The organism is Tateyamaria sp. (genome assembly GCF_039945315.1).
In the GTDB taxonomy this organism is placed as follows: domain Bacteria; phylum Pseudomonadota; class Alphaproteobacteria; order Rhodobacterales; family Rhodobacteraceae; genus Tateyamaria.
Genome location: NZ_JBDUXB010000005.1, coordinates 80,851 through 105,420, shown reverse-complemented (window position 1 = coordinate 105,420; position 24,570 = coordinate 80,851). Strand labels below are relative to the sequence as shown.

The 24,570-nt window shown below is 57.6% G+C and carries 28 protein-coding genes and 2 tRNA genes; 17 read left to right on the top strand and 13 right to left on the bottom strand.

What is annotated here, in order from left to right:
* A partial coding sequence (locus tag ABJD00_RS02070) for a DUF5681 domain-containing protein (protein ID WP_413857550.1) occupies positions 1 to 126 on the bottom strand: 126 nt, incomplete at its 3' end.
* 378 nt (positions 127 to 504) lie between these two features.
* On the opposite strand from ABJD00_RS02070, the gene ABJD00_RS02065 reads away from it, so the two are divergent.
* The gene (locus tag ABJD00_RS02065) at positions 505 to 993 is read left to right on the top strand and encodes a tetratricopeptide repeat protein (protein ID WP_348188768.1); all 489 of its coding nucleotides are present in this window, start codon (positions 505 to 507) and stop codon (positions 991 to 993) included.
* Between the two features lie 148 nt (positions 994 to 1,141).
* On the opposite strand, the gene ABJD00_RS02060 is transcribed toward ABJD00_RS02065, so the two are convergent.
* Positions 1,142 to 1,366 (bottom strand): hypothetical protein, encoded by a 225-nt coding sequence (locus ABJD00_RS02060; protein ID WP_348188770.1) that lies wholly within the window; start codon positions 1,364 to 1,366, stop codon positions 1,142 to 1,144.
* Positions 1,367 to 1,504: 138 nt separating this feature from the next.
* Here ABJD00_RS02060 and ABJD00_RS02055 point away from each other — a divergent pair, with 138 nt between their 5' ends.
* Complete coding sequence (locus tag ABJD00_RS02055; RefSeq protein WP_348188772.1) at positions 1,505 to 1,669, top strand: hypothetical protein; 165 nt, start codon at positions 1,505 to 1,507, stop codon at positions 1,667 to 1,669.
* Positions 1,670 to 2,251: 582 nt separating this feature from the next.
* On the opposite strand, the gene ABJD00_RS02050 is transcribed toward ABJD00_RS02055, so the two are convergent.
* From ABJD00_RS02050 to ABJD00_RS02035, 4 genes are all read right to left on the bottom strand, one after another.
* Positions 2,252 to 2,800 carry an HNH endonuclease gene (locus ABJD00_RS02050; RefSeq protein ID WP_348188774.1) on the bottom strand — a complete coding sequence of 183 codons (549 nt, stop codon included), beginning with the start codon at positions 2,798 to 2,800 and terminating at the stop codon, positions 2,252 to 2,254.
* Positions 2,800 to 3,000 carry a helix-turn-helix transcriptional regulator gene (locus ABJD00_RS02045; RefSeq protein WP_413857544.1) on the bottom strand — a complete coding sequence of 67 codons (201 nt, stop codon included), beginning with the start codon at positions 2,998 to 3,000 and terminating at the stop codon, positions 2,800 to 2,802. The genes ABJD00_RS02050 and ABJD00_RS02045 overlap by 1 nt, the downstream gene beginning before the upstream one ends.
* 147 nt (positions 3,001 to 3,147) lie before the next feature.
* Complete coding sequence (locus ABJD00_RS02040) at positions 3,148 to 4,320, bottom strand: tyrosine-type recombinase/integrase (protein ID WP_413835846.1); 1,173 nt, start codon at positions 4,318 to 4,320, stop codon at positions 3,148 to 3,150.
* A 134-nt stretch (positions 4,321 to 4,454) separates the two neighbouring features.
* Positions 4,455 to 4,544 (bottom strand) — tRNA-Ser (locus ABJD00_RS02035).
* A 210-nt stretch (positions 4,545 to 4,754) separates the two neighbouring features.
* Between ABJD00_RS02035 and ABJD00_RS02030 the strand changes: the two genes are divergently transcribed.
* From ABJD00_RS02030 to ABJD00_RS02000, 7 genes are all read left to right on the top strand, one after another.
* Positions 4,755 to 5,657, top strand: coding sequence for an SPOR domain-containing protein (locus tag ABJD00_RS02030; RefSeq protein WP_413835849.1), 903 nt, complete (start codon positions 4,755 to 4,757; stop codon positions 5,655 to 5,657).
* 19 nt (positions 5,658 to 5,676) lie between these two features.
* Positions 5,677 to 6,843: a D-alanyl-D-alanine carboxypeptidase family protein gene (locus ABJD00_RS02025; RefSeq protein ID WP_413835852.1), complete on the top strand. Its 1,167-nt coding sequence runs from the start codon at positions 5,677 to 5,679 to the stop codon at positions 6,841 to 6,843.
* A complete protein-coding gene (gene tmk, locus ABJD00_RS02020) occupies positions 6,840 to 7,469 on the top strand; it encodes a dTMP kinase (protein ID WP_413835855.1) in 630 nt (209 codons plus the stop codon). Before ABJD00_RS02025 ends, tmk begins: the two co-directional genes overlap by 4 nt.
* Before the next feature lie 113 nt (positions 7,470 to 7,582).
* Positions 7,583 to 8,698: a DNA polymerase III subunit delta' gene (locus ABJD00_RS02015; RefSeq protein ID WP_413835856.1), complete on the top strand. Its 1,116-nt coding sequence runs from the start codon at positions 7,583 to 7,585 to the stop codon at positions 8,696 to 8,698.
* The gene (locus ABJD00_RS02010; RefSeq protein ID WP_413835859.1) at positions 8,695 to 9,495 is read left to right on the top strand and encodes a TatD family hydrolase; all 801 of its coding nucleotides are present in this window, start codon (positions 8,695 to 8,697) and stop codon (positions 9,493 to 9,495) included. The genes ABJD00_RS02015 and ABJD00_RS02010 overlap by 4 nt, the downstream gene beginning before the upstream one ends.
* Positions 9,492 to 10,295: an MBL fold metallo-hydrolase gene (locus ABJD00_RS02005; RefSeq protein ID WP_413835861.1), complete on the top strand. Its 804-nt coding sequence runs from the start codon at positions 9,492 to 9,494 to the stop codon at positions 10,293 to 10,295. Before ABJD00_RS02010 ends, ABJD00_RS02005 begins: the two co-directional genes overlap by 4 nt.
* A gap of 72 nt (positions 10,296 to 10,367) precedes the next feature.
* Complete coding sequence (locus tag ABJD00_RS02000; protein WP_413835864.1) at positions 10,368 to 11,297, top strand: AEC family transporter; 930 nt, start codon at positions 10,368 to 10,370, stop codon at positions 11,295 to 11,297.
* Here ABJD00_RS02000 and ABJD00_RS01995 read toward each other — a convergent pair.
* A complete protein-coding gene (locus tag ABJD00_RS01995) occupies positions 11,263 to 12,150 on the bottom strand; it encodes a YihY/virulence factor BrkB family protein (RefSeq protein WP_413835866.1) in 888 nt (295 codons plus the stop codon). The genes ABJD00_RS02000 and ABJD00_RS01995 overlap by 35 nt on opposite strands.
* A gap of 328 nt (positions 12,151 to 12,478) precedes the next feature.
* Between ABJD00_RS01995 and ABJD00_RS01990 the strand changes: the two genes are divergently transcribed.
* From ABJD00_RS01990 to ABJD00_RS01970, 5 genes are read left to right on the top strand one after another with little or no spacing between them, the layout of a single operon-like run.
* Positions 12,479 to 13,606 carry an aromatic ring-hydroxylating oxygenase subunit alpha gene (locus ABJD00_RS01990; RefSeq protein WP_413835869.1) on the top strand — a complete coding sequence of 376 codons (1,128 nt, stop codon included), beginning with the start codon at positions 12,479 to 12,481 and terminating at the stop codon, positions 13,604 to 13,606.
* Positions 13,607 to 13,616: 10 nt separating this feature from the next.
* On the top strand, positions 13,617 to 14,033 hold the full coding sequence (locus ABJD00_RS01985; RefSeq protein WP_413835872.1) for a RidA family protein: 417 nt from the start codon (positions 13,617 to 13,619) through the stop codon (positions 14,031 to 14,033).
* Positions 14,030 to 14,704 carry a DUF1028 domain-containing protein gene (locus tag ABJD00_RS01980; protein ID WP_413835875.1) on the top strand — a complete coding sequence of 225 codons (675 nt, stop codon included), beginning with the start codon at positions 14,030 to 14,032 and terminating at the stop codon, positions 14,702 to 14,704. The genes ABJD00_RS01985 and ABJD00_RS01980 overlap by 4 nt, the downstream gene beginning before the upstream one ends.
* Positions 14,697 to 15,842: an aromatic ring-hydroxylating oxygenase subunit alpha gene (locus tag ABJD00_RS01975; protein ID WP_413835878.1), complete on the top strand. Its 1,146-nt coding sequence runs from the start codon at positions 14,697 to 14,699 to the stop codon at positions 15,840 to 15,842. The genes ABJD00_RS01980 and ABJD00_RS01975 overlap by 8 nt, the downstream gene beginning before the upstream one ends.
* Positions 15,843 to 15,872: 30 nt before the next feature.
* Entirely contained in the window at positions 15,873 to 16,778 is a 906-nt protein-coding gene (locus ABJD00_RS01970) for a LysR family transcriptional regulator (protein ID WP_413835881.1), read from the top strand.
* 6 nt (positions 16,779 to 16,784) lie between these two features.
* Here the strand turns inward: ABJD00_RS01970 and argE are convergent, their stop codons facing one another.
* The 4 genes from argE to ABJD00_RS01950 form a co-directional block, all read right to left on the bottom strand.
* The gene (argE, locus tag ABJD00_RS01965) at positions 16,785 to 17,939 is read right to left on the bottom strand and encodes an acetylornithine deacetylase (protein WP_413836104.1); all 1,155 of its coding nucleotides are present in this window, start codon (positions 17,937 to 17,939) and stop codon (positions 16,785 to 16,787) included.
* Positions 17,939 to 19,183: a flavin-containing monooxygenase gene (locus ABJD00_RS01960; protein ID WP_413835884.1), complete on the bottom strand. Its 1,245-nt coding sequence runs from the start codon at positions 19,181 to 19,183 to the stop codon at positions 17,939 to 17,941. The genes argE and ABJD00_RS01960 overlap by 1 nt, the downstream gene beginning before the upstream one ends.
* A 270-nt stretch (positions 19,184 to 19,453) precedes the next feature.
* Positions 19,454 to 19,789 (bottom strand): hypothetical protein, encoded by a 336-nt coding sequence (locus tag ABJD00_RS01955; RefSeq protein WP_413835887.1) that lies wholly within the window; start codon positions 19,787 to 19,789, stop codon positions 19,454 to 19,456.
* 267 nt (positions 19,790 to 20,056) lie between these two features.
* Positions 20,057 to 20,140 (bottom strand) — tRNA-Leu (locus tag ABJD00_RS01950).
* Positions 20,141 to 20,290: 150 nt separating this feature from the next.
* Here ABJD00_RS01950 and ABJD00_RS01945 point away from each other — a divergent pair.
* Positions 20,291 to 20,791, top strand: coding sequence for a Hint domain-containing protein (locus ABJD00_RS01945; protein WP_413835889.1), 501 nt, complete (start codon positions 20,291 to 20,293; stop codon positions 20,789 to 20,791).
* Here ABJD00_RS01945 and ABJD00_RS01940 read toward each other — a convergent pair.
* On the bottom strand, positions 20,788 to 21,687 hold the full coding sequence (locus tag ABJD00_RS01940; RefSeq protein WP_413835892.1) for an NAD(P)H-hydrate dehydratase: 900 nt from the start codon (positions 21,685 to 21,687) through the stop codon (positions 20,788 to 20,790). The genes ABJD00_RS01945 and ABJD00_RS01940 overlap by 4 nt on opposite strands.
* An 18-nt stretch (positions 21,688 to 21,705) precedes the next feature.
* On the bottom strand, positions 21,706 to 22,389 hold the full coding sequence (locus ABJD00_RS01935; RefSeq protein WP_413835895.1) for an NAD(P)H-hydrate epimerase: 684 nt from the start codon (positions 22,387 to 22,389) through the stop codon (positions 21,706 to 21,708).
* 175 nt (positions 22,390 to 22,564) lie between these two features.
* On the opposite strand from ABJD00_RS01935, the gene ABJD00_RS01930 reads away from it, so the two are divergent.
* Positions 22,565 to 22,903, top strand: a complete 339-nt coding sequence (locus ABJD00_RS01930) for a P-II family nitrogen regulator (RefSeq protein ID WP_108838957.1) — start codon at positions 22,565 to 22,567, stop codon at positions 22,901 to 22,903.
* 33 nt (positions 22,904 to 22,936) lie between these two features.
* Positions 22,937 to 24,340, top strand: a complete 1,404-nt coding sequence (gene glnA, locus ABJD00_RS01925; RefSeq protein ID WP_413835899.1) for a type I glutamate--ammonia ligase — start codon at positions 22,937 to 22,939, stop codon at positions 24,338 to 24,340.
* The last annotated feature ends 230 nt before the right edge of the window (positions 24,341 to 24,570 follow it).

Below are 24,570 nucleotides of genomic sequence, written 5' to 3'. Positions count from 1 at the left end.
TTCATCAGACAGAAGCTGCGTCATGCGATTAACCGCAAGCTCACCATTTGAACGGATGGCCTCGCGGACTTCTACTGGCATTTTCGGCCGCCCACTTGGATTGCCACTTTGGCCTTTTTTAAACACGGCACGGCTCCTGTTATCAGTTTGTTTCCAATTCACGACATCACGGGCGCGAGGTGCGCGTCTGCACGCTTAAATATGCCCCCCCCCTGAGCCAGGGGATGAGGGGTGCCCCCTGCTTTGGCTCGCGGCTTGGGCATGGGGACTTTTCAACCTTTGGCTGATCGGAAGGCACACCCAAATAATTACCAGAATAAATAATAAACGCAAACTTTATGAGTTTGGCTCATGGTCGAATTAGTGGCCCGCCACGGGGTTTTGAGCGCCAGCGATAAGCTACACAGTTGTCACTAGGCTCAGGCCCCACAAATCGAACAAAGCGCAACTGGCGTTTCCAATCTGTGGCGCATAACCTGCGATCAGTTATTTGAGGCGGACGTTTTGAAACAGGTTCTTGGTGCTACTGCACTGGCGGTGCTTTTGGCTGTCGGTGGTCAAGCCGTTTCGGCGCAGGATTACGATAAAGGATGGGCAGCGTATGAAAGCGGTGACTTTGAAACAGCACTGCAAGAGTTTCGACCGTTGGCAGAGCAAGGGAACGCAGACGCGCAACTCAGACTGGGTCGGATGCACGACAAAGGTGAGGGTGTCACACAGCACCATGTAGAGGCGGTGAAATGGTATCGCTTGTCGGCGGAACAGGGCGAGAAATTCGCGTTGTACTATCTGGCTGATGCGTATCGCGATGGCAGAGGCGTCATTCAAGATAACCTATATGCCCACATGTGGTTCAACATTGGCGCATCTTTGGGTTTTAAACTAGCCGCCCTGAATAGAGATGAAATGGCCAAAGAAATGACCGCCGAAGACATTTCCAAAGCTCAAACACTTGCGCGGGAATGCGTTGCCAAGGATTACAAGGGCTGCTGACCCACAGGCCTGAGATGCGCTCAGAGACTCACACAGCGCCTCTGGCGATAGTCGAGCCACCAACACCCCAGAATGGACCCACCGTCATTGTGTGAGTCTCTCAGTCGAGCTGTCCGAATACGTTTCCACCACCTCCACCGTGAGCATCTCAAAAAAGGCCGGGGCGCGTTGTGCGGTTGGCAATCAGTATCGCGGCTGCTGCTTCAACAAGTGATCCATACGCGGGGTGCGACATTGCCTGTGTATGTGACAGCTCCAATTTAGGTCGCTCGGATTTCTGCGCTTCATTGATAAGCGTCCGCGCCACCGTGTGCGCACGCCTCAGTTCTTCGGCTGCTCTGTCCATCATTACTTTTTCCGTTTCTTTCCTCATCCATCTGTCTCCTTGCTGGTGATGATTGGGGTCGGCTGTGCTGGCAGTTTCAGGATCACGTCACAGGCTTGACCAAAAACGAGACTTCAACCATCTTTCCCTGATTGAGTTATTTGATTGCGTGAGAGAGGAAACACCATGGACGTCGCCGCCACAATGGGCTGGGGTTTTGCATTGATGGGCATGGGTCTGTCCGGCTGTGTCTGCGCTTCGATAGCCGACAAAAAAAACTACGCGCCGTTGCCATGGTTTATCGCAGGTTATTTACTCAGCGGACTATCTCTCGCTGGCCTCGTCATGTGATAGTCCTGCTCTTCCGCAGCCATCTGCTTCCTGCGCCACCCTGAGCATTTTAAAAAAATGACCGTCTTGTTTTTGTCTCGTCTCGTTTTCGTCTCGTTTTAGTCTCGTCTAGTCTAGTCTCGTGTTACCGAACCCTTCGGGAAGCCTTTCGGAACCCTTTCCGGTGAGGCTATCTGACCGCCGGACATAGTTCCGCTTTCCGCATCAGGTTGACCCTGTAGGAGGTCAAAGCGGCCTGCCTGCTCACATGCTCTGTATCCACGCGCTGTCCCATTTAAACGGAGGGACCAGACCGCGACCGCAACTTAAGATCAGTTGCCACTGTCAACCTATAGGCGCGCTTCTGTCTGGGGGCGTGAGCACCACACCAGATCGGCCCGGAAACCCCGCTCGGCGCCCCGTAGGTCACGCAGGGGAGAAGCCCAAAGCATCTGACTATCAGGGGAGCCAGCACAACCACGCGCTTTTTTGGGAAACGTCAAAACCCTTGGCTGAGGTACAGTGTGCCCGACGAGCGGTCTGCCTGCTCAAGCCCATCGCATCCAACCAACGACACGAGACTGGGCTGTTTGGATTTGAGTGCTAGGCGGCGTCGAGATCGCGCGCGGCTCGGACCTTGTCAGACCTGCCGTGGAGTTCATCGAAACCGTATTTGATTTCAGCGGCTTTTCGGGCGGCGGCAGCGTCTTCCAGACGGTCGAAGTGTCCCAGATGGAGATTTTTCCCATCGACCCTGATCGTCGCGCGCCATTTGCGCGTGAGCTTGTGGAGATAGACGCCCGTAGTCCCAGACGTGTTGTTGGATCGCCTGCGCGTGTTTCGCATGTTCGCCGAGCGGTCACTGGGCCTGAGGTTCATAAGCCGATTATCCGCACGATTCCCGTTCGCGTAATCGACTTCTTTCGGAAAATAGCCGTAGACAATTGCAAAAGCTGCGCGATGTGCTTTGAGCATCCGCCCTTGGAACCGCCCAATCTTATAACCTTGACAGTCAGCCGTCAGCGCAGGTTGGTGCGCAAATCGGGTGTTCCACCACGCTGGTACGTCGTCTCTGTATCGCCAGAATAAATAACCTGTGACAGCACAATAACGCAGCGACTTTCTCAGCTCGTCGATGTCAGGGCGGCTCATTACGCCACCTCGTCACGCGCTCGGACGCGGTCTGCTATCCATGAGTCGACCTCTGACTCAAGCCATGCCACCGCCTTCGCGGAGATGCGTACTTGTTTCGGGAATTCGCCTTCTGCTGCTTGGCGATAAAGTTCCGCTTGCGAGAGTCCGGTTTTGGCCAAGACATCTGGCTTGCGAAGTAGTCGGGCGTGATTCTGCATCCTGCTAGAACCTCCAAAAGAAAGTTCCCGACACACGGACATCGCGTGCGGGTCGACTTTTTTTGAATAATCTGAGTAGGTTGCTTAGTTTGGCTCGCTGAGACACGCCCAGTGAGTACCAGAATCATACGGAATCAGTTGCGACAGTCAAGCACTATATGTTGAGAACAAATAATCCGCCCAATCGGCCATAAGTTCTTGACGATGCTCAAGAAAATCACCCCGGCGGTATGCCCGCTCAACAGCGTTTCCGACAACATGGGCCAGAGCGTCTTCGACATACTCGCGTCGATACCCCTCCCGATTTGCCCAGTCTGAGAACGAACTGCGCCAGCCGTGTGGGGTGTACTGGCCGAGGCCACAGCGGCGCATTGCGGCCTTCATCGTCATGTCTGAAATCTGGCCCATGCGGTTCGATGGGAATAAGAGGTCGCAGCCCTTGAACCGTGGCAGGCTGTCGAGGTGTTCCCGCATCTGAGGCGTGATCGGCACCCGGTGTTCCTTGCCCGCCTTCATGCGGTCCTTGGGCACCACGATCATGTCGTCCTGTATGTCGTCCCACAGCAGCCCTCTGACCTCTCCTGAGCGCAGGGCGGTCATGATGCCCAAGACCAGCGCAGCGGCCCCCTGCCCCTCTCTGCGGCGCTCCCACAGCTTGGCAAAGGCTTCTGGCACGTCATCAACCGGGACAGCAGCATGATGCGTCACGTCCTTCTTCTGGCGGGGCAGGACATGCTCCAGATTGTCTTTCATCGCAGCCGGGTTTGGGGCTGGTCGATTGCCAAGCGCGATCTGGGCCGACATCACCCGGTCAATCCGCCCCTGCACTCTGCGCGCTGTCTCGACCTTCGAATGCCATATGGGCAGCAGGCAGGCCACCACATCGGCTGTGGTCACGTCCTTGACGCCTCGGCTCATGAGCGGCGCTGCATACGTGTCGAGGGTGTTTTGCCACTGCTGGCGATGCTTGGCGTTTTTCCAGTTGGGGGCGTTCGCGTCGAGGAATGTTCGCACGGCCTCAGCGAACGTCACAGCCGCTGTCTCGGCCTCTGAGGGGCGGTCACGCTCTGCAATGGGGTCGAGGCCTTCAGACACCTGTTGACGTGCCTCAGTGGCCTGTGCGCGGGCCTGTGCCAGCGTTACCGTCGCCAATGCCCCAAGACCCATCTCACGCTTGCGTCCGGCCATTGTGTATCTGAAAACCCACGACTTGCGCCCGTTCTTGGCGCGCAAAAACAGCCCGCCTCCGTCGCTGTGCATCCCGTCGCCTGCTGATTTAACCGCCACAGCAGATAGTTTGTTTAGTGCTTTCGTACGCATCGCCCCACCTCGCGACCCACCTGAATGGTGGAGATGTCCTAATAAGTACACGGAACCTGTGGGAATGGGGAGAACTTAAAACCCTTAGAAATAAAGGAATTAATCAGTTTCTTGGAATTACTCGGATGTGGGGGTGGCGGAGGCTCAGGGATTCGAACCCTGGGGACGCTCTCACGCCCAACGGTTTTCAAGACCGCCGCATTCGACCACTCTGCCAAACCTCCGGTGAACCCCCTTTAGGCACGCTTTTGCGATTCGGCAAATGCCCCACACCATGTGGAAAATTGCCGATATCGCACACGCGCGCTTTTCAGAACGGTATATTGGCGCTATGCTTCCTTCAGAAACCCGCATGACGGGCAAAAAATGATGTCGAAAACGACATCAGGTCACAAAGTGGCCACTTGAGGCAACAGCAGGCAAGGATTTGGTCCATGAGCAGACCCATCACGCGTTCCACTCTTCGCAGCGGTGTAGTTTTAACCATGACGTTGGCTTTTTTGGCCGGATGTGACGAAAGTGGGCAGTCTGTGGCTATGCAAGCCTTCAAACCCAACACCGAAACTGAAGGCGTACCAGAACCCGGTGTGGCCATTAAAACGGTTGAACGCGATGTAGAAGCACCAGATGTGTTTTCCGCAAATGAAGCCGGTCTTTGGGACGGACGTCCGTCGCTTGGCGGTGTCTGGGTTGCACACCCGGACGTCACGGACCCTGAGAGGGTGATTATTCGCAACGCCAACAACGACAAGTTTGTAGTGGGTGCCCTGTTCCGCCGCGAACGGGACATTCCCGGCCCTCGCCTCCAAATCAGCTCAGACGCTGCCGAAGCTCTTGGCATGCTGGCCGGAGCCCCCGCAGAACTGAACGTAACGGCCCTGCGCAAAGAAGAAGTCGCCTTGGAGCCTGAAGTGGCACCAATCGAGGCCGACGCGGTCGCGGCGCCCTCCGAAGTGATCGCAACTCCGCTTGATCCAATTGAAAGCGCAGCGGCAGCCATCGACGCGCCCATCCCCACTATCCAGCCCACGGCTATCGCAACGCCTGAGCCGACCCCTGTCGCAGCTGTTGCACCGGCGCCAGCACCCGCGAAAACTTCTTCACTCGCCAAACCGTTCATCCAGATCGGCATCTTCTCTGTTGAGGCCAACGCAACCCGCACGGCCAAACAGATGAGCAGCGCCGGGGTTGTCCCAACGGTCAAAACGTTTGAGCGCGACGGAAAGTCATTCTGGCGCGTTGTCGTGGGGCCTGCAGCAACATCCGGAGCGCGCTCTGACCTGCTGGCAAAGGTTAAGAGCGAAGGGTTTACAGACGCCTACGCTGTAAAGAACTAACAAAGGGAGACGTCCGTCCGTGATCCGTATCCTTGCTGCCGCCACCCTCGCGGTTCACACCACTGCAATGTCCGTTGCCGCCTTTGATACAAGGGCGACTTCGGCCTATGTGATTGACCACACGACGGACACCGTTCTTTTGAACAAGAACGCGGACGAACCCCTGCCCCCGGCCTCGATGTCAAAACTGATGACGCTCTATATGGCGTTCGAGGCGATTGAGCGGGGCCAGCTGTCGATGACAGACGAATTGGTGGTTTCTGCACACGCAAACAGCTTTGGCGGCTCCACCATGTTTTTGCGAACCGGCGAGCGGGTGACAGTCGAAGACCTAATCCGGGGCATCATCGTTTTGTCTGGCAATGACGCCTGTGTCGTGATTGCCGAAGCCCTTAGCCCGGATGGCACCGAAGGTGGCTTTGCCCGCCTGATGACCCGGCGCGCGCAGGAAATGGGCATGACCAACTCGACCTTCGCGAACTCAAGTGGCTGGCCCGCTGCCGGACATTTAATGTCCATGCGTGATCTTGGACTGCTGGCTCAACGCCTGCTGACCGATTTTCCTGAATATTATCCGATGTTTGCAGAAACAGAGTTTCTGTTTGACCCTGAAGAGGCCTCGAACCGCTTTAACCGCAATCCGTTGTTGAAACTAGGGATCGGCGCGGATGGTTTGAAAACCGGCCACACCCGGGAAGCGGGATACGGCCTGACCGGGTCCGCCAAACAGGGGGACCGGCGTATTATTTTTGTGCTGTCCGGCATGGACAGCGGCGCTGTGCGCGCACAAGAATCTGAGGCCATCGTGAACTGGTCGTTCCGCCAGTTTGCGCAGCGCACTCTGGCCCCATCTGGTCAGCGGCTCGCCGTGGCCGATGTCTGGGAAGGTGCAGAGCCACAAGTGGGCCTTGTTCCGGCCCAGGACGTCAACGTTCTACTACCAGTTTTAAGCGCTGCGGCGTTGAGCGCCGAGGTTGTTTATACTGGCCCAATTCAGGCACCGATTGCTGCAGGCACTCCCTTGGCTGAACTGGTGTTGCAACCCGAGGGTCTTCCTGAGGTGCGCATTGAACTCGTTGCCGAAACAGATGTGGCCTATGGCGGTTTTCTGGCCAAAGTCTCGACTGCGGCCCTGTCCATTTTCAACATCGTGCGCGGCACACCTGCAGCGGAAGACGGGGCGTGAGCGCCAAAGGGCACTTTATCAGCTTTGAAGGCATAGACGGGTCGGGCAAATCGACACAAGCCCGCTTGCTCGCAGAGCATTTGCGCGCCAAAGGCTATGAAGTGGTGCTGACACGGGAGCCCGGGGGCAGCCCCGGAGCCGAAGAAATTCGCGCTCTTGTTTTGCAGGGAGATCCTGATCGTTGGTCCGCCGAAACTGAGCTGTTGCTTTTTACAGCCGCACGCCGGGATCACATGGAGCGGTTGATCTCCCCTGCCCTTGCTTCGGGAAAAATTGTGATCTGTGACCGTTTTGCGGACAGCACGCGCATGTATCAAGGCCTCAGCCGAGGCGATTTGCGTACTTCTGTGGATGCGTTGCATGACTTGATGATCGGGCGTGAACCTGACCTCACGATCCTCATTGACATGGACCCGGCCCAAGGGCTGGCGCGCGCCAAAGGGCGGCAGGGCCATGAAGAACGGTTCGAGGATTTCGGGGCTGAACTGCAACGCGCCATGCGTAGCGGTTTCCTCGCTCTGGCGGATGAATATGCCGGCCGGTTTCGGGTGATTGATGGCGCGCGCACCCCGGAAGCAATCGCTGAAGATATTCAATCCGTTGCGGACACCTATCTCGCAGGCTGACCTGCCCACTCTGCTTTTCTGCTTCAAAGAATCTCCGAATAGACGTGGCAAAGCCTCCGTCAATTCAACGCAGACCATTTCCCCTGCCCTACACCAGTGCTACATCGCGGGGCATGGCTGACGAAGCATCCGATCCCACCCGCGTCCCCGGCGCGCCGCACCCTCGCGAGACCGCAGAGCTTGTCGGTCAGGACGCGCCTCAGGCGGCCTTTCTGGACGCCTTCAATGCTGGGCGGCTGCACCATGCTTGGTTGATCACTGGCCCGCGCGGAGTGGGCAAGGCGACGCTGGCCTGGCGCATAGCGCGCTTTTTGCTGTCCACACCCGATCCGGACCCGGACGATATGTTCGGCGCGCCGATCCCGACCAGCCTTGCTGTTTCGCCAGACCACCCAGTTGCGAGGCGGATTGAGGCGGGGTCTGAACCCGGCCTCAAATCCGTGCACCGCAGCGAAAATGAAAAGACCAAGAGGTTGCGCGACCAGATTGTCGTGGATGACATCCGCGCACTGGCGAGCTTTTTTCAGTTGTCCGCAGCCGATGGTGGTCGCCGCGTAGTCATCATCGACGCGTCTGACGACATGAACGTCAACGCCGCCAACGCGCTTCTGAAAATGCTCGAAGAGCCGCCTGCGCGCACCACGCTGCTGTTGATCTGCCACCAACCCAGCCGCCTTTTGCCGACGATCCGGTCGCGCTGTCGGACTTTGCGTCTTGGCCCGCTTGATGGGGATCAGATGGCACAAGCCATGGCACAAGCGGGCGTTGATCCCGGCGCTGATGGTGCAGCCCTTGCCGAACTGAGTGCAGGGTCCGTGGGCGAAGCGCTCAGGCTTGCCCTGCTCGACGGTCTGAAACTTTATGCAGACCTCATCAACCTGATGAACACGATGCCAAACCTCGACCGCGCCCGTGCCCTCGCCTTGGCGGACACAGCCGGGGCACGCGGGAGTGAGGCAAAGCTTGATCTGCTCTACACTCTCATTGACATCGCTCTGTCCCGCCTTGCGCGCACCGGCGCCGGACACGCCCCGCTGAATCAAGCCGCGCCCAATGAGGCAGAGACCTTTGCACGTCTTTGCGCACACCCGGGTCAGGCCCGCGCATGGGCCGACACGGCGCAAACCGCACTGGCCCGCGCCCGTCATGGACGGGCTGTGAACCTTGACCCCGGTGCGCTTGTGCTCGACACCCTGTTCAAACTTTCCAATACGGCCGCGCCCAGATGACTCCACAGATCACCGACAGCCATTGCCACCTCGATTTCCCCGATTTCGAAGGACAGCTAGACCAGATCGTTGCGAACGCGACCGAAGCCGGTGTGCACCGCATGGTGACAATCTGCACGCGCCTACGCAATGAACCCAGCGTACGCGCCATTGCCGAGGCACACGCGCAGGTTTTTTATGCTGCTGGCACCCATCCCATGAGCGCGGCGGATGAACCTCTGGCCAGTACCGACGATCTGATCGCGTTAGCCAAACACCCCAAGTTCGTCGGCATCGGAGAGACGGGGCTGGACTATCATTACACCTCCGAAAGCGCTGATATACAAAAGAAATCACTGCGCATCCACATCGATGCAGCGCGTGAAACGGGCCTACCCTTGATCATCCACGTGCGCGCCGCAGACGAGGACATGGCGCACATCCTAACCGAGGAGCACGGTGCTGGTGCCTTCAGTTGCGTCATGCATTGTTTTTCGTCCAGCGCGGCATTGGCGCAGGCTGCTCTCGACCTTGGGTTTTACCTGTCTATGTCCGGCATTGCAGCTTTTCCAAAATCCCAAGAGGTGCGCGACATCTTTGCTGCCGCCCCTCTTGATCGGGTTCTGGTAGAGACCGACGCCCCCTACCTCGCGCCGCCACCTCATAGGGGCAAGAGGAATGAACCCGCCTACACAGCTCACACCGCGCGCAAAGGGGCTGAGATCTTTGGCATCGACTATTCAGATTTTGCCGCCCAAACCGAAAAGAACTTCGACCGCTTGTTCTCCAAAGCGGCACAGGCCACAGTCCCGAAATGAGCGATAAGCTGACATTTACCATCCTTGGCTGCGGGTCCTCCGGCGGAGTGCCGAGACTGGGCGGGCTCTGGGGCGCATGCGATCCAAGCAATCCAAAGAACAGGCGGCAACGCTGTTCGCTGTTGGTCGAGCGGCACGGGCCAAACGGGACCACGACGGTGCTGATCGACACATCACCAGACCTGCGCAATCAATTGCTCAACGCAGAAGTCGGGCGGTTAGACGGTGTGATCTATACGCACGCCCATGCAGACCACGTACACGGTATCGACGATTTACGGATGATCGTGTTCAATATGCGCTCCCGTCTGCAAGTCTGGGCGGACGGGGCAACACAAGACGCACTGGTATCACGCTTTGGCTACGTGTTCGTTCAGCCCAAGGGGTCGCCCTACCCGCCGATCCTGGACCTGAACACACTCAAGGGCGCCACCACAATCGATGGACCCGGCGGGCCGATCACCTTTGATCCGTTCGAAGTCGGGCACGGAAGCATCGACACACTTGGATTTCGGATTGCAAATCTCGCCTACCTGCCAGACGTCGCTGAGATCCCGGATGCAGCCTGGGACGCTCTCAAAGACCTCGACATCTGGATCGTGGATGCATTGCGGCGGGATCCGCACCCCACGCACAGCCACCTCGCCAACACGCTGGACTGGATCGAACAGGTGTCGCCCAAACGGGCGATCCTGACCAACATGCACATCGATCTGGACTACGACACCGTATTGGCAGAAACCCCTGATCACATTGAGCCAGCCTATGACGGCATGACGCTTACCCTGCCCGCACCCTGACCCATTTTTATCTCGTCAGATTAACTCCCGCCGGAGGCACATGCACTCTCGGCACACACTAAGGCCTGAGACATGCAAGCCCTCCTCGAAGTCATCCTTCCCGTCTTTCTGGTGATTGGGTTTGGCTATGTTGCTGTCTGGCGCGGGCTGTTTCCGGCATCCGGGGTCGATGCACTGATGAAGTTTGCGCAAAACTTCGCAATTCCCTGCCTGCTGTTCTCGGCCATCGCCAATCTCGATCTGTCGGTCAGCCTCAATCCCCGGCTTCTGATCAGCTTTTACGTTGGGGCCGCGGTCGGCTTTCTGGTTGGCCTATTGGGCGCACGTTACCTGTTCAATCGTGACTGGGAGGATTGCGTTGCCATCGCGTTTTGTTGCCTGTTTTCGAATTCCGTCCTTCTTGGGCTTGCGATCAACGAACGGGCCTATGGTGCGGATGCGCTTCAGGGGGCTTTTTCGATCATCGCATTCCATTCGCCATTTTGCTACGGGGTCGGCATCATAGCGATGGAAATTGCGCGTAATCGCGGACAATCCCCTTGGTTGATGGCGCGCGGCGTGGCGCGAGCGATGTTTCGCAACGTGCTGGTGTTGGCCATTCTGGCCGGGTTCGTCGTGAACCTCACAGGCATTGCGCTGCCCGGCGTGATCCGCGACGGGCTAGACCTTGTGATCCGGGCAGCCTTGCCGACGGCCCTCTTTGCCCTCGGCGGTGTACTGATCCAATATAAACCCGAAGGGGATGCCCGTGTGATAGCAATGATCTGTGCTGTTTCCCTTTTGGTGCACCCGGCGGTCACATGGGCCCTGGGCACCGCATTGTCCGTGCCCTCTGGTATCTTCAAAACAGGTGTCCTGACCGCAGCGATGGCGCCAGGCATCAATGGTTACATCTTTGCCAACATGTACGGGCGTGCACGCCGTGTGGCCGCCTCTTCCGTGCTGGTCGCGACGGGGGCGTCTGTGGTTACGGCGTGGATGTGGCTGGTGGTATTGGGTTAGCCGCATTGCGCGCTAGTTGCGCATTGAGCGCGCCCCCTAGCAGGACGAGATAGGCGCTGATGAACAGCCACATCAACATGACGATCACGGCGCCGATCGAGCCATAGACCTCGTTATATGTCCCAAAGTTGCGCAGGTAGATTGAAAACCCAACCGACGCGGCAACCCAGCACACCGAGGCAAAAACGGCGCCCGCAGATATCAGTCTAGGATAGCGCCCTTCAAGGTTCGGACCAAGCCGATAGATCAGGGCAAAGCCCATCAGCAACACTCCGAAGCCCACAACCAGACGCACCACCTCAACACCCAGCCCGGTCCAGGGCCCCAAGGGCACAAATGCAAGGATAAGCGGCAGGATCACGATGCAAGCCATTGCGACGAGAAGAACGCCGATCAGGCTCGCCGTCAGTAAAAGCGAGCGGAAGAATTGCGAAAAGCCGGCACCGTTAGGTGCATCGTAGATCGTGTCGAGACCGCGCATGATCGCTGCCACGCCCGCCCTTGCCGACCAGAAGGCAAACAAGAATGACACGATTGAAGCCCAACCTAGTGTGAGGCCATCCGCCGTAGACAACTTGCTCAATTGCCCCGCCAGAAGGCGGTAAACATCACTCGGTATGACGGCCTGAAACTCTTCAAGCTGGGTCAATGCCAGACCTGGATCGCCGACAATCCCCCAAAGTGCAATGGTCGCTGCAAGTCCCGGAAAGATCGCGAGGATCGCGTAAAACGCCACGCCCGCAGCGATCAGCCCAAGGTTCTTTTCGTTCATCAGGCGCATCACATGACGCCCAACGCGCCACCAAAGTGCAGCAGGTTGCGCGGCGCGTGTCGCGAAAGCAGGTTTATTCATGGATTGGCAGTCGCCCTTGCTGGTTTGGCGGTCATGTTAGCCTTTGCTTGGCGCGGCGCAAAGCCATGGTTCTGAAGTCACTGAGTTCCTCGGTTTACCGTCGATACACTTGGCCACCGAGCCGCTTGCCGTGTCTTTATGCATTCATGTACGCGTTGCGTTGATTAGCTTGTCCCAAAGCAGGTGTTGGGCAGAGCATCCTTTACCCAACCCAATTTTGCGATCAACATCGCGTTGACGCGACTTTGTCTTGGGCAATTTGGGCCAACCCGTGAATGGGAGACAAGGCAATGACGCAACCACAAGGCCAGACCAGGGGACTCCATCGATGAAAGACGCCGTAGACGAATTGCGCGAAAACGTCTCAGTTCCGTTCGAACGGGCGCGTGCCATGCCGCCTTCGGTGTACACATCAGAGGCGTTCATGGAGCGAGAACTGAGCGACATTTTTACCAAGGACTGGTTTTGCGTTGGACGCGCTTCGGCTTTGTCCGAAACGGGAGATTACGTCACACTGGAATTGGCCGGGCAACCGATCATCGTGTTGCGGGACGGGCATGGTGCGTTGAAGGCAATGTCCAATGTCTGCCGCCACCGTATGTCCACACTGCTGGAAGGGCGCGGCAACGCGCGCAGCATTGTGTGCCCCTATCACGCATGGACCTACAATCTGGACGGATCGTTGCGCGGCGCACCTGCGATGACCCAGAACGAGGGGTTCTGCAAAACCGATTACGCCCTGCCCGACATCCGCTGTGAAGAGTGGCTCGGCTGGGTCTTTGTGACCCTCAACGCCGATGCAGCACCTGTGTCTGATCAACTCGCCTCTCTGGCCGAAATGATCGCCGACTACAATATGGAGAACTACACCGAGACGTTCTTTGAAACCCATATCTGGGACACGAACTGGAAGGTGCTGGCCGAGAATTTCATGGAAAGCTATCACCTACCCGTCTGTCATGCAGGCACAATTGGTGGGCTTTCCAAGCTCGAAGAGATGGTCTGCCCACCCGGCGAAGACGCCTTTAACTATCACACCATCCTCAAGGATGAGACTCTGAGAATCGCGTTGGCCCATCCCGACAACACGCGGATGGTTGGGGACCGACGTCGGATGACGTACCTGATCGCTATCTACCCCAGCCTGATGATCACTCTGACGCCGGGATATTTCTGGTACCTGTCTCTGCATCCGCACGGGGTTGGACAGGTCAAGATCGGTTTTGGGGGCGGCATGTCAAACGACTACGCCAATGACCCGGACGCTCAGGCCAATTTCGTGCAACTCAAGACTCTGCTCGATGATGTGAATATCGAGGACAAGGGTTGTACCGAAAAGGTCTATCGCGGACTATCATCGAACGCCGCCACGGCTGGGCACCTATCGCATCTGGAACGGCCCAATTACGACTTTGCCCAGTATATCAACGCGCGAATGGCGCAAGCTCAAGGATAGGATCAGACCCTTGGCGCACACCCGTATTCGGCCTTTCAACACCAAAGACACCTATCCCGAACAAAGCCTCGACAACGATTTGGCACAAGCGGTGGTGACCACCGGCGGGCGGATCGTGTGGCTACGCGGGCAGTGCCCCCAAAACCTCGACGATGCCAAAAACATCGAAAGCCATGACCCCGTCGAACAGACTCACAAGGTGATGCAAAACATCAAGCAACTGATCGAAGAGGCTGGCGGTGAGATGGCGCATCTGGTCAAGGTCGTCGTCTACATCACCGACGTGCGTCACCGCGAGGCGGTGTACCGCACCATGGGCGAGTACATCAAAGGCGTGCATCCTGTCTCAACCGGCCTCGTGGTGCAGGCGCTCGCCCGCCCCGAGTGGCTGGTCGAAATAGATGGCACGGCGGTGATCCCGGAATGACCTTTTCTCTTGTCGCACGCTGCGCTGATACCGGCATGTTTGGCATTGCGATTTCGTCGTCTTCGCCGGCGGTGGCCGCGCGCTGTGTGTACACGCGGGCGGGCGTGGGTGCCGTGGCCAGCCAGAACATCACTGACCCGCGGCTGGGTCCTTTGGCGTTGGATGCGATGCAAGCGGGCAAGAACGCAGGTGAAGCAATTGCGCAGGTGCGCGATCAGGGTGACTTCATCGACTACCGGCAGGTGTTGGCCATCGACGCCCAAGGGCGCACAGGCATCCATTCTGGCCCAAATTCCCTAGGGATCTGGACGGATGCGGCAGGCGTTGACGTTATCTCAGCCGGTAATCTTCTGGCCAACGAAACCGTGCCACAGGCTATCGTGGTCGGGTTTGAAACAACTGCGGGCCACATCGGGGATCGCCTCATCGCCGCACTGCGCGCAGGCCTTGCTGCGGGCGGCGAAGCAGGCCCAGTACACTCGGCTGGTTTGCAAATCTGCGACAAAGTCGCATGGCCCGTAGCCGACCTGCGCTGCGACTGGACAGATGACTGCCCGATAGAAGCCGTAGCAGCGGCGTGGGAGGTCTACAAACCGCAACTGGACGCATACGTGCAACGCGCCCTGGATCCGCGCGAGGCACCTTCATACGGAGTGCCCGGGGATGCTTGATCTACACGATGCGACGGACAGTCTGTCTGACTTACGAGCCCAACTGGCAAAATGCGCCGCCGCCCCTAACGGTGCACCGCGCAGCCTGCCCGGGCGGGCCTATACCGACCCTGCCCTGTTCCAGCATGAATGTGCCACTGTTTTGCGCACCGGCTGGCACTGCGTGGGTCGGGTCGATGAACTGGAACAGATCGGCGACTATCTGACGCTGAACCTCTTGGGCGAGCCTCTGCTGATCGTTCGGAACGAGGACGGGATCAAAGCCTTGTCGAACGTGTGCCGCCATCGCGGGATGCCTCTCGCCGAAGGCAGCGGAAACGCGAACCGGTTCGTGTGTCGCTACCACGCGTGGACGTACGGTACCGACGGGCAGCTGTTGCGCGCGCCGCGCATGAAAAACACCAGTTTTGATCCCAAGGCGTGCAAGCTGGGCACGTTTCATTGCGCCGAACGGTTCGGGTTTATCTACGTGAACCTTGACGGGGCACCGAGCGATATCGATGCCGATCTCAGCGGCCTTGACGATCTGATCGGACCTTACCAGCCCCAAGACTACAGCATCGCCCATGTGGGGACCGAAATCTGGCACTGTAATTGGAAAACGCTGGTCGAGAATTTCATGGAAGGCTACCATCTTTCGGTCGTCCATCCTCAAACGCTGCATGGCTACACCCCCACTGGCCTCAGCAAAAAGGGGCCGTTTGGGCCCGGATTTACAAGTTACTTTGCGAACTATCCCGACAATATCCCGGGCCGGGGCGAAGGCGCGCCGGGTCTGGACAAAGAAGCGCTGCACCGCTCGACCCTGTTTGCCGCGTTCCCCTGTCAGGTGGTGAGTGTCGCGGCCTCACTTCTCGTCTCGCTCAGCATTCGCCCCCTCACGCCAACATCGATCGAGGTGCGTTGGACCATGTCCGTTTATGGTGACGCGTTGGATGGCGACACAATCGACCAGCGGATCGCGCTTTGGGAAGACGTCAATCGCGAAGACCGGGAAAAACTGGAAGCGATGCAAACCGCTCTCGGCTCGATCCATGCGACGGGTGGGCCGTTGGCGGGGCCTGATTACGAGGGCACGGTGCATGATTTCTTGCTCTGGCTTGCCGGCAGGACGCGCAAACCCTCTGATAGCGCTTGATTTGTCGCGACAGCTGCGCATTGTTCTGTGATGCCTTTGCGGTTCACATTCAGACAGTTGGAGTACCTTGTCGCGGTCGGCGATGAAGGGACCATCGCGATGGCCGCGCAGCAGCTCAACGTTTCCTCACCGTCGATCTCAACCGCCATTAACCAACTTGAGGGGCATTTCGGCATCCAGCTGTTCGTGCGCCGCCATGCCCAAGGCTTGTCGCTGACACCTGGTGGCCGACGTGTCTACAACGAGGCCAAGCGTATCTTGGGCGATGCGGCGGCCCTTAACGATCTGGCCAATGATATCATTGATCTGCCGCGTGGACCGATCTCCATCGGTGCGCTCTCAACCATCGCGCCGGTGGTCAGCGCGCGGTTCCGCAGGTCGTTCGAGGATGCATTTCCCGATGCGCAGGTTTCGTTGCACATGGGCGATCAGGTCGAATTGTTCCGTATGCTGGGTCGAGCCGAAATTGATGTCGCAATCACCTATGACATGCAGTTACCTGTGGATATTGATTTCCACCCGCTCATATCCCTTGCGCCCAAGGTCATGTTGCCCATCGACCATCTGATGGCCGAACAGTCTGATGTGTCCTTGAAGGCGCTGGAGCCTGAGCCGATGGTCCTGCTCGATCTGCCGCTGAGCCGAGATTACTTTTTGTCCACTTTCCAAATGGCCAATACTCAACCCAACATCGCTGAACGCGCCACCGACCTCGCGCTAGTCCGGTCATTGGTCGCAAATGGGTATGGCTACAGTCTGGTCAATATCGGCACTGATCACACCCTGTCACCGGAGGGGATCGAATTGGCGTTCAAACCCGTGCGCGAGCCAGTCAAACCGCTGATGCTGGGCCTTGCCACTATGCGCGCCGATCAACGCTCCGCCATTGTGGCCGCGTTCTTTGATCACGTGGCGGGCATGGATGTGACCCCTTAGCTTCGTTTAAAGCCCAACCATCAGCCGCTGTAGCAACGTATCCATCATCGCATCACAGGCCTCAAGCTGCACGACGCTGACGTACTCATCCGGCTTGTGCCCCTGCGCCATGGACCCCGGTCCACATACCACTGTCGGCACGTCTAGCCGCGACGAGAACAGCCCACCTTCGGTGCCAAACGCAACCTTCAGCGTTGCGTCATGCCCGCTGAGGCCCTGCACCAACTGCACCACGTCACTGTCGGGGGCGGTGTTGAGCGGTGGGTAGGTGTTTGTAACGTCTATCGAGATGTCGGCTTGCGGAAAATTTTTGCGCAAGCCTTGCACATAACTTGCCGCATGGTCTTGAATTTGAGCCAGAATTTGCTCCGGGCAATCTTCGATCAAATTCCTGATTTCGAACAGAAATTCCGATCTGTTGGGCACGATGTTCAGGGCCGTCCCCCCTTCGATCACACCCACATGCAAGGTCGTATAGGGCACGTCATAGGCCGGGTCCCGCGCGCCTGCCGCGGCAAGTTTGTCCTGCAGGTCACGAATAAAACTGATGATGTCGCAAGCCATGTGGATGGCGTTGAGCGCGTTGGGTGCAAGCGCCGAATGCCCGTCCTGCCCAGTCGCGACAAGGCGCGCTGCGGTCTTCCCCTTGTGCCCTGTTGCGACCTGCATCGACGTCGGTTCTCCTACAATACAGAACTGGGGTCGGATCGGTGCCGCCGCCAGCATATCGATGAGAGAGCGGACCCCAACACACCCAATCTCTTCGTCATAAGACAGCGCGAGGTGCAGTGGTGTTTTGAGGTCCAGTTCTGCCGCACGCAACGCCGCCGCCATCGCGCAGGCCACGAACCCTTTCATGTCAGCGCTTCCGCGCCCGAACAGCAAGCCGTCGCGCTCTGTCATCTCGAACGGCGGAACGGTCCAGTCCTGCCCGACCACGGGCACCACATCTGTGTGCCCCGACAACAGAACGCCAGGGCGATCCAAGGGCCCGATGGTGGCATACAGATTAGCCTTCTGGCCGCTTGGGTGTTCGATCAGTTCAACTTGCGCACCAACATCGCGCAACAACGTCTCGCAATACTGGATCAGGTCCAGATTGGGGTCCGCGCTGACAGTTGGAAACGCAATCAGATCGCGTAGCAGGTCGGTTGTTTGCATCACATGGCGACGTCGTTTTGGTGGGAGGCGGAGATATGCTCCGCAAGGTGCTGTGCATCCACCCAGACACCCCAGATAAAGGACGATCCGCGCATATAAAGCCACGGAAGGCCCAGAAAATACACCCCCGGTTCGGATGATACGCCCCGGACGTGCTGCGGTGCGCCGTGCGCGTCAAAGGCATCCACCTTCAACCAGCCAAAATCCTGCGTGAAGCCAGTCGCCCAGATGATCGTACGTATCCCGGCCTTTGCGAGGTCCAACTCCAGCACCGGTTTGATGACGCATTCGGGATCGGGCCGCATGATGCGAGCTTCAGGGTCGGGCGGCAGGTCAAGACCCTCGCGCGCGACGTAGTCATCCGCTTCATCAAGTATCGACAGGTAATTGGCATCCCCCGCCTCGATATTGCTTGCCAGATCCGGGGCGAACCGCATCACTCCATCCTCGCAGTCACGGGTCATCCCCACAAGGTTCATTCCCTTGGTGGCAAAGCGTCGGAAATCCACGGTTTGCCCGCCATTTGCACCGCTCACGGCTATGGTCACATGTTCGGCCCCGGCAGGCGGCAATTTCATCTCCCACTTGCCCAACACGCCCAACCACCAGACAAAATCGTGTCCCCGATAGCTGCGCGGCGGGCGATCGTGCGGGCCAACTGACAGGTAAACATCGCGCCCGGCATCCAGCAATTCTTCGGCGATTTGCGACCCCGACGATCCCGCTCCCACCACCAAAACACCGCCAGCGTCCAACTGCGATGGATTGCGGTAGGCGGTTGAGTGCATCTGCACGAGGCCCGCCTGTTCAGGAACGAGTGGAGGTATCGCCGGGTTCTGAAACGGCCCGGTAGCCGCCACTACATTGCGCGCGCGAATGGTCCCGTGAGATGTCTGGGCAACAAATGAACCGCCATCTGCAGTTTTTTCTACCGACGTCACTTCAACGCCGCAGCGAATGGGTACATCCATCTTGTCTACAAATTCTTCAAAGTAAGCGGCCATGGAATGTTTCGAGGCAAAGTCATCCGGACCGACATCAGAGATTTCCAGACTGGGAAAGCGGTCGTGCCACGCAGGACCATTGGCAACAAGCGAGTCCCAGCGCGCACTGCGCCAGCGTTCGGCAATGCGATGGCGCTCTAAGACCAAGTGATCGATGCCGTGCTTGCTCAGATGTTCGCTCATTGCCAAGCCGGCCTGACCACCCCCAACAACAAGCGTATTTACGGTCTCATCTGACATCGCATTTCCTCAGCCGGGAATTCAGAACGGTTAAATGAAGCTTAGCCAAGGAAAAAGGTGGTTTATACTTCGCATTTGCTAACCACTGCTTGGAGCGACGCTAAGGTCTCTGACCGGGAACGCAAATATCAGAATGTAGAGCGGTGTGCCGGTGCGAAGAAAGTTCAAACTGAACGATAAATCGCCTGCGCCGTTCAAACCAACTAGAACAGCGCACACCGTGAATGAGTTAAAACAATCGATCGCGAACAAGTACGACCGTGAAAAGCATCAGAAACCGCGAGTGTCGTAGCGCGAGAAATTGATGGCCGATTCACAATCGAGATCATCCGTCGCCGAACAGCTGACGGCCCGTATACCGTCGTATATGACCCGACGTTCGAATACTCGGCCGTTTTGATCATAGGTTCTCACCTCTGCTCTCAACGATTCCCCCTGGAAATTGAACGTGGTTTCTTGCGTGGCAATCGTCTCGCTGCACGCGCTTAAGACCAAGGGCAACACCAACAACGATTTTCTAACCATGACTTTTCTTTCCTTTCGGTCGACATTCCCCAAGCGTCGTGCGCCTTTTTCAATGGTGACGCTGTTTTCCGTCGCGTTCAAGTCTCTTGTGTCCGCCCCGTGGAGACGCCGGAACGTGCACTCTTCAAACTGTTAGGCGAGGGCTAGTTCCGGTTGTCAAACCTCAGGCATCCAGAATTTGCCAATACTTATTTCTTTTGCAGACGGCTTCGGTCTTAGCGGAAGATCCCTTTGCCGAATTGGTTCGGACCATCGTCACTCAACCAAAATTTGGAGATATGCGAGTTACTTAGATCGGAATTGTAGCTGCCAAACTTTGATCAGAGTATTTTAAACTCAAGTAGTATTTGGTGCGGGTGAAGGGACTCGAACCCCCACGCCAAAGGCGCCAGAACCTAAATCTGGTGCGTCTACCAATTCCGCCACACCCGCATAAGCGCTGCCTTACCAAAGCCTGTCAAAAGAGGCGAGAGGTATTCGCGCACCAGTACCCCAGAAACTGCAAGATGTTGCGCGACATCAAACCTGTCTTGAGCTATCCTCTTTTTGACCTAGAGGCAGGTTGCAAAAAAGAGAGACGCCATGAAACCGAATACGGTCGGGCGCGAATTGAGCGGGCAAATGCCCCCGTTGCGCAAAGAGATATCCCATGCTGGGCTTGTGTCCGGCACAGTCATTTTGACATCAGACGGAGAAATCCCGGTCGAATACCTTTCGCCGGGCGACCGGATTGTGACTCGCAATGCCGGTCTCGTGCCCCTTGCTGCGGTCCAAACCGTGCGCGTGAGCGAAGAAGCTGTAAAAATCGCGGCTGGATCTCTGGGCGACCGGAAACCGACCCACAACGCCATGCTTCCCGCAGCTCAAATGGTGCTGGTGCGCGACTGGCGCGCAAAAGCCCTGCGTGGCGCGACGCAGGCGGTGATGCCAGCTGGGTGCCTGATAGATGATGAGTACATCACCGCCCTCGGCGCACGCGAAATGACGCTGATACGGCTCGGTTTTGATGCACCTTATGTGGTTTACGCCGACGGTCTGGAACTGTCGGTCCCAGCCATGAGCACGCCGCGCGTCCCGGCCTAGGCCTCAAGGTTTCGTAGTACCTGAGGTAAAATTTCAGGCAGGTCTTCGGCAATGAGGCCGGCGCCAAAAGCACGTGCGCATTCCACATGCAGCCATGTGGCCGTTTCGGCGGCCACCATCGGATCAAACCCGCGTGCCAAAAGGCCCGTTATGAAACCCGCCAACACATCCCCTGCCCCTGCAGTCGCAAGCCAAGGTGCGGCACGGTCATGTTTTGCCGCATGGCACGCTACGCGCCCATCGGGATGAGCGATCACGGTTTGTGATCCCTTGAACAGAACAACGGCGCCACTGCGTTGCGCTGAGTCGCGCGTCGCGGCCACTTTGTCATATGTCGATTCCTGCTCCCCCCCCAGCCGTTCTGAAATGTCCGGAAACAGGCGGGCAAATTCGCCGCCGTGTGGTGTGAGGACGGCATTTGTATTCAAAGCAGTCATGCGGGAGCTGTCCCGCGCAATCAACGTCAATGCATCAGCATCAAAAACGGCACGACGCGAAATGCTAAGGTGGCCTCCGCCCAACACTGCATCCACAAGCGAGGCGGCATGATCATCCAACCCAAGACCAGGACCGAGACACAGCGCGTTGATCCGGGCATCTTCCAGAACGGTGGCTAGTGCGTCGCAATCCGCAACGCGCCTGAGCATGAGGGCAGTGATCTGCGTTGCCACCTCCATCTGCGCAGAAGGTGGTACGCCCAGCGTCACCAGACCCGCTCCAATTCGCAATGCTCCGCGTGCGGCCAAGCGGGCCGCCCCCGTGCGTCCAGCTCCACCGGACAGCACAAATGCATGCCCATGATCAAACTTTTGACCCTCCGCCTTGGCAAGGTCGGGCAGCGTGTCGCGCGTGATTTCTGTCCGCTCAGGGATTTTGCACCTCCGGTTGCACTTCATTGGGCAAAGAGAACTTCGTCACAGTCCGATATCGACCACCGCGCATCTCGTGTCCAGAAAATGAGGCATTTTGTGTATGGGCTTTGGACGGTGAAATGTGACTGCCAATTCTGATGGCAGGGGGCGGCCCGCAAGTGGTTCACCGGTATCTGCGTCATATCCTGTGGGAACGTCAACGGAGATGAAAAGTGGCGCACTCGCTCCGGCATGCCCCGCAGACCAAGCGTCGATCATGGCGTTCACCGGAGCAATCACCTCATCCAACGGTGCCCGCTGCCCGATCCCGAACAAGGCATCGATGACCGGAACAAGGGCCTGAGGGTCAGCGGCCAACCGGTCCAACGCCCCCAACAAATTCACTTTGGTCAACGCTGCGACATCTCCGATCAGGCGCCAGCGTTCATAGTTTCTGCGTGCGTCCGGAGGCAGTTTATCGGCGCTCCCGAGCAAAAACACTTCAACAGACCATCCGGCTTCGGCAAGTAACCGGGCCACGACAAACCCATCGCCCCCATTATTGCCAGGTCCGCACAACACAAGGACTCGATGAGACCCCGCCGCGAAGTCCGGCCATTCCTCGAAAAATGCTTGGACCAGACCCGTGCCGGCCCGCTCCATCAATTCCAGCCCTGAGGCCTCCCCCGATTCAATCACGGCGTGTTCCAGCTTTCGCATCTGCGCAGTCGTCAGCACTTCTGTCATAGTCAAAACCCTTTGCGATTCACTTTCGCCTATTTTTTGTGCGATCCGCACACAAAAAGAGCGGCACAGCAATATTCCTGTGTACACATTGGTATATCGCGCCCCCTCCCATGGACGCCCTACAGGACAGATGGTCCACCCATTTCCACATGATATGGCAATGGGAGGCCACCGCGTGAAAAAGATCGAAGCGATCATCAAGCCCTTCAAACTTGATGAAGTCAAAGAGGCTCTGCAAGAGGTCGGCGTACAGGGTCTCTCTGTCATCGAAGTCAAAGGGTTTGGGCGCCAAAAAGGGCACACTGAACTGTACCGCGGTGCCGAATACGTGGTCGATTTCCTGCCCAAGGTGAAAGTCGAAGTTGTTTTGGATGATGATCAGGTCGATGCCGCCATCTCCGCCATCGTAGATGCCGCCAAGACTGAAAAGATTGGCGACGGCAAGATTTTCGTCACCCCCGTTGAACAAACCATCCGCATCCGCACCGGCGAAACCGGTTCGGACGCTCTCTAATTCTACATCCAAGACAGGAAGGATTTTCCGCACATGGCAAACCCCGTTCTCGACATGATCAAGGCAGAAGATGCCGAATACGTCGACATCCGTTTCACAGACCCACGTGGTAAACTGCAGCACGTGACCGTCATGGCCGATCAGGTCGATGAGGATTTCCTCGAAGAAGGCTTCATGTTTGATGGCTCCTCCATCGCGGGCTGGAAATCGATCGAAGCCTCAGACATGAAGCTGATGCCAGACCAAGGCAGTGCCTATGTTGACCCGTTTTATGCGGAAAAGACGATCTGCGTGCACTGCTCGATCGTTGAGCCCGATACAGGCGAAGCCTATGACCGTGACCCACGGGGCACAGCCGAAAAGGCCGAGGCCTACCTTAAAGCATCCGGTATCGGAGACGTGGCCTACATGGGCCCAGAAGCGGAATTCTTCCTCTTCGACGATGTGCGTTTTTCAAATAGCATCAACAAGGTATCCTACGAAGTTGATGCAACAGATGCTTCCTGGAACACCGACACTGAGTACGAAATGGGCAACATGGGCCACCGTCCCGGCGTCAAGGGCGGCTATTTCCCTGTGAACCCAACGGACGAAGCGCAAGACCTGCGCTCCGAGATGCTCTCTACCATGAAGCGCCTCGGCATGAAGGTCGACAAGCACCACCACGAAGTGGCGTCGTGTCAGCACGAGCTGGGCCTGATCTTTGGCTCTGTCACCGAGCAAGGCGATGAGCTGCAGAAATACAAATACGTCATCCACAACGTTGCTGCCGCCTATGGCAAATCGGCGACGTTCATGCCCAAGCCCATCGCGGGCGACAACGGGACTGGCATGCACGTGAACATGTCGATCTGGAAAGACGGCAAGCCTTTGTTTGCAGGCGACAAATACGCCGACCTGTCGGACGAGGCCCTGTGGTTCATCGGCGGCATCCTGACCCACGCCAAGGCACTCAACGCCTTCACCAACCCATCGACAAACTCATACAAGCGCCTGATCCCCGGCTTCGAAGCACCTGTTCTGCGCGCCTACTCGGCCCGCAACCGCTCGGGCTGTGTACGTATCCCATGGACAGACTCGCCCAAAGCCAAGCGCGTCGAAGCTCGGTTCCCCGACCCATCCGCCAACCCTTACCTGTGCTTTGCAGCGCTGTTGATGGCTGGCCTTGACGGGATCAAGAACAAGATCGATCCAGGCGAGCCATCGGACAAGGATCTGTACGACTTGCCGCCAGAAGAGCTGGCCGGGATCCCAACGGTCTGCGGCTCCTTGCGCGAAGCGATGGAAGAGCTGGAAAAAGATATGGACTTCCTGCTGGCCGGTGACGTGTTCACCAAAGACCAGATCGAGGGCTACATTGAGCTTAAGATGGAAGAGATCACGACTTACGAACACACACCTCACCCGGTTGAGTTCGGCATGTACTACAGCTGCTGATCCTCCCTGGCAGCTAAACTTGAAAGGGCGCCTCCCTCGGGGCGCCCTTTTTTTGTTGTTCAACGTTCTCCAAGGGATGCCAAGACCCTGTAGTCGTCCTTGGGCAAAACAGATTCCAGTTTGGTCACAAAGGGTCGTTTCTGAAGGAGTCGATCAGCGAATTTGTCGTCCGCCGCAAAGGAACTCAATCTACCGCGCAGCGCGCCCCCTTTTCCAATCGATGTCAATTC

What these genes read in the sequence shown, in the direction of transcription:
- ABJD00_RS02010 (WP_413835859.1), top strand. Translation starts at nt 8,695, where the DNA reads ATGACTCCACAGATCACCGACAGCCATTGCCACCTCGATTTCCCCGAT.
- ABJD00_RS02045 (WP_413857544.1), bottom strand. Translation starts at nt 3,000, where the DNA reads ATGCAGAATCACGCCCGACTACTTCGCAAGCCAGATGTCTTGGCCAAA.
- ABJD00_RS01960 (WP_413835884.1), bottom strand. Translation starts at nt 19,183, where the DNA reads ATGTCAGATGAGACCGTAAATACGCTTGTTGTTGGGGGTGGTCAGGCC.
- ABJD00_RS01990 (WP_413835869.1), top strand. Translation starts at nt 12,479, where the DNA reads ATGAAAGACGCCGTAGACGAATTGCGCGAAAACGTCTCAGTTCCGTTC.
- ABJD00_RS02040 (WP_413835846.1), bottom strand. Translation starts at nt 4,320, where the DNA reads ATGCGTACGAAAGCACTAAACAAACTATCTGCTGTGGCGGTTAAATCA.
- ABJD00_RS01980 (WP_413835875.1), top strand. Translation starts at nt 14,030, where the DNA reads ATGACCTTTTCTCTTGTCGCACGCTGCGCTGATACCGGCATGTTTGGC.
- ABJD00_RS01975 (WP_413835878.1), top strand. Translation starts at nt 14,697, where the DNA reads ATGCTTGATCTACACGATGCGACGGACAGTCTGTCTGACTTACGAGCC.
- argE (WP_413836104.1), bottom strand. Translation starts at nt 17,939, where the DNA reads ATGCAAACAACCGACCTGCTACGCGATCTGATTGCGTTTCCAACTGTC.
- ABJD00_RS01945 (WP_413835889.1), top strand. Translation starts at nt 20,291, where the DNA reads ATGAAACCGAATACGGTCGGGCGCGAATTGAGCGGGCAAATGCCCCCG.
- ABJD00_RS02050 (WP_348188774.1), bottom strand. Translation starts at nt 2,800, where the DNA reads ATGAGCCGCCCTGACATCGACGAGCTGAGAAAGTCGCTGCGTTATTGT.
- ABJD00_RS02055 (WP_348188772.1), top strand. Translation starts at nt 1,505, where the DNA reads ATGGACGTCGCCGCCACAATGGGCTGGGGTTTTGCATTGATGGGCATG.
- glnA (WP_413835899.1), top strand. Translation starts at nt 22,937, where the DNA reads ATGGCAAACCCCGTTCTCGACATGATCAAGGCAGAAGATGCCGAATAC.
- ABJD00_RS01940 (WP_413835892.1), bottom strand. Translation starts at nt 21,687, where the DNA reads ATGAAGTGCAACCGGAGGTGCAAAATCCCTGAGCGGACAGAAATCACG.
- ABJD00_RS02060 (WP_348188770.1), bottom strand. Translation starts at nt 1,366, where the DNA reads ATGAGGAAAGAAACGGAAAAAGTAATGATGGACAGAGCAGCCGAAGAA.
- ABJD00_RS02000 (WP_413835864.1), top strand. Translation starts at nt 10,368, where the DNA reads ATGCAAGCCCTCCTCGAAGTCATCCTTCCCGTCTTTCTGGTGATTGGG.
- ABJD00_RS01970 (WP_413835881.1), top strand. Translation starts at nt 15,873, where the DNA reads ATGCCTTTGCGGTTCACATTCAGACAGTTGGAGTACCTTGTCGCGGTC.
- ABJD00_RS02005 (WP_413835861.1), top strand. Translation starts at nt 9,492, where the DNA reads ATGAGCGATAAGCTGACATTTACCATCCTTGGCTGCGGGTCCTCCGGC.
- ABJD00_RS02015 (WP_413835856.1), top strand. Translation starts at nt 7,583, where the DNA reads ATGGCTGACGAAGCATCCGATCCCACCCGCGTCCCCGGCGCGCCGCAC.
- ABJD00_RS02030 (WP_413835849.1), top strand. Translation starts at nt 4,755, where the DNA reads ATGAGCAGACCCATCACGCGTTCCACTCTTCGCAGCGGTGTAGTTTTA.
- ABJD00_RS01995 (WP_413835866.1), bottom strand. Translation starts at nt 12,150, where the DNA reads ATGAATAAACCTGCTTTCGCGACACGCGCCGCGCAACCTGCTGCACTT.
- ABJD00_RS01935 (WP_413835895.1), bottom strand. Translation starts at nt 22,389, where the DNA reads ATGACAGAAGTGCTGACGACTGCGCAGATGCGAAAGCTGGAACACGCC.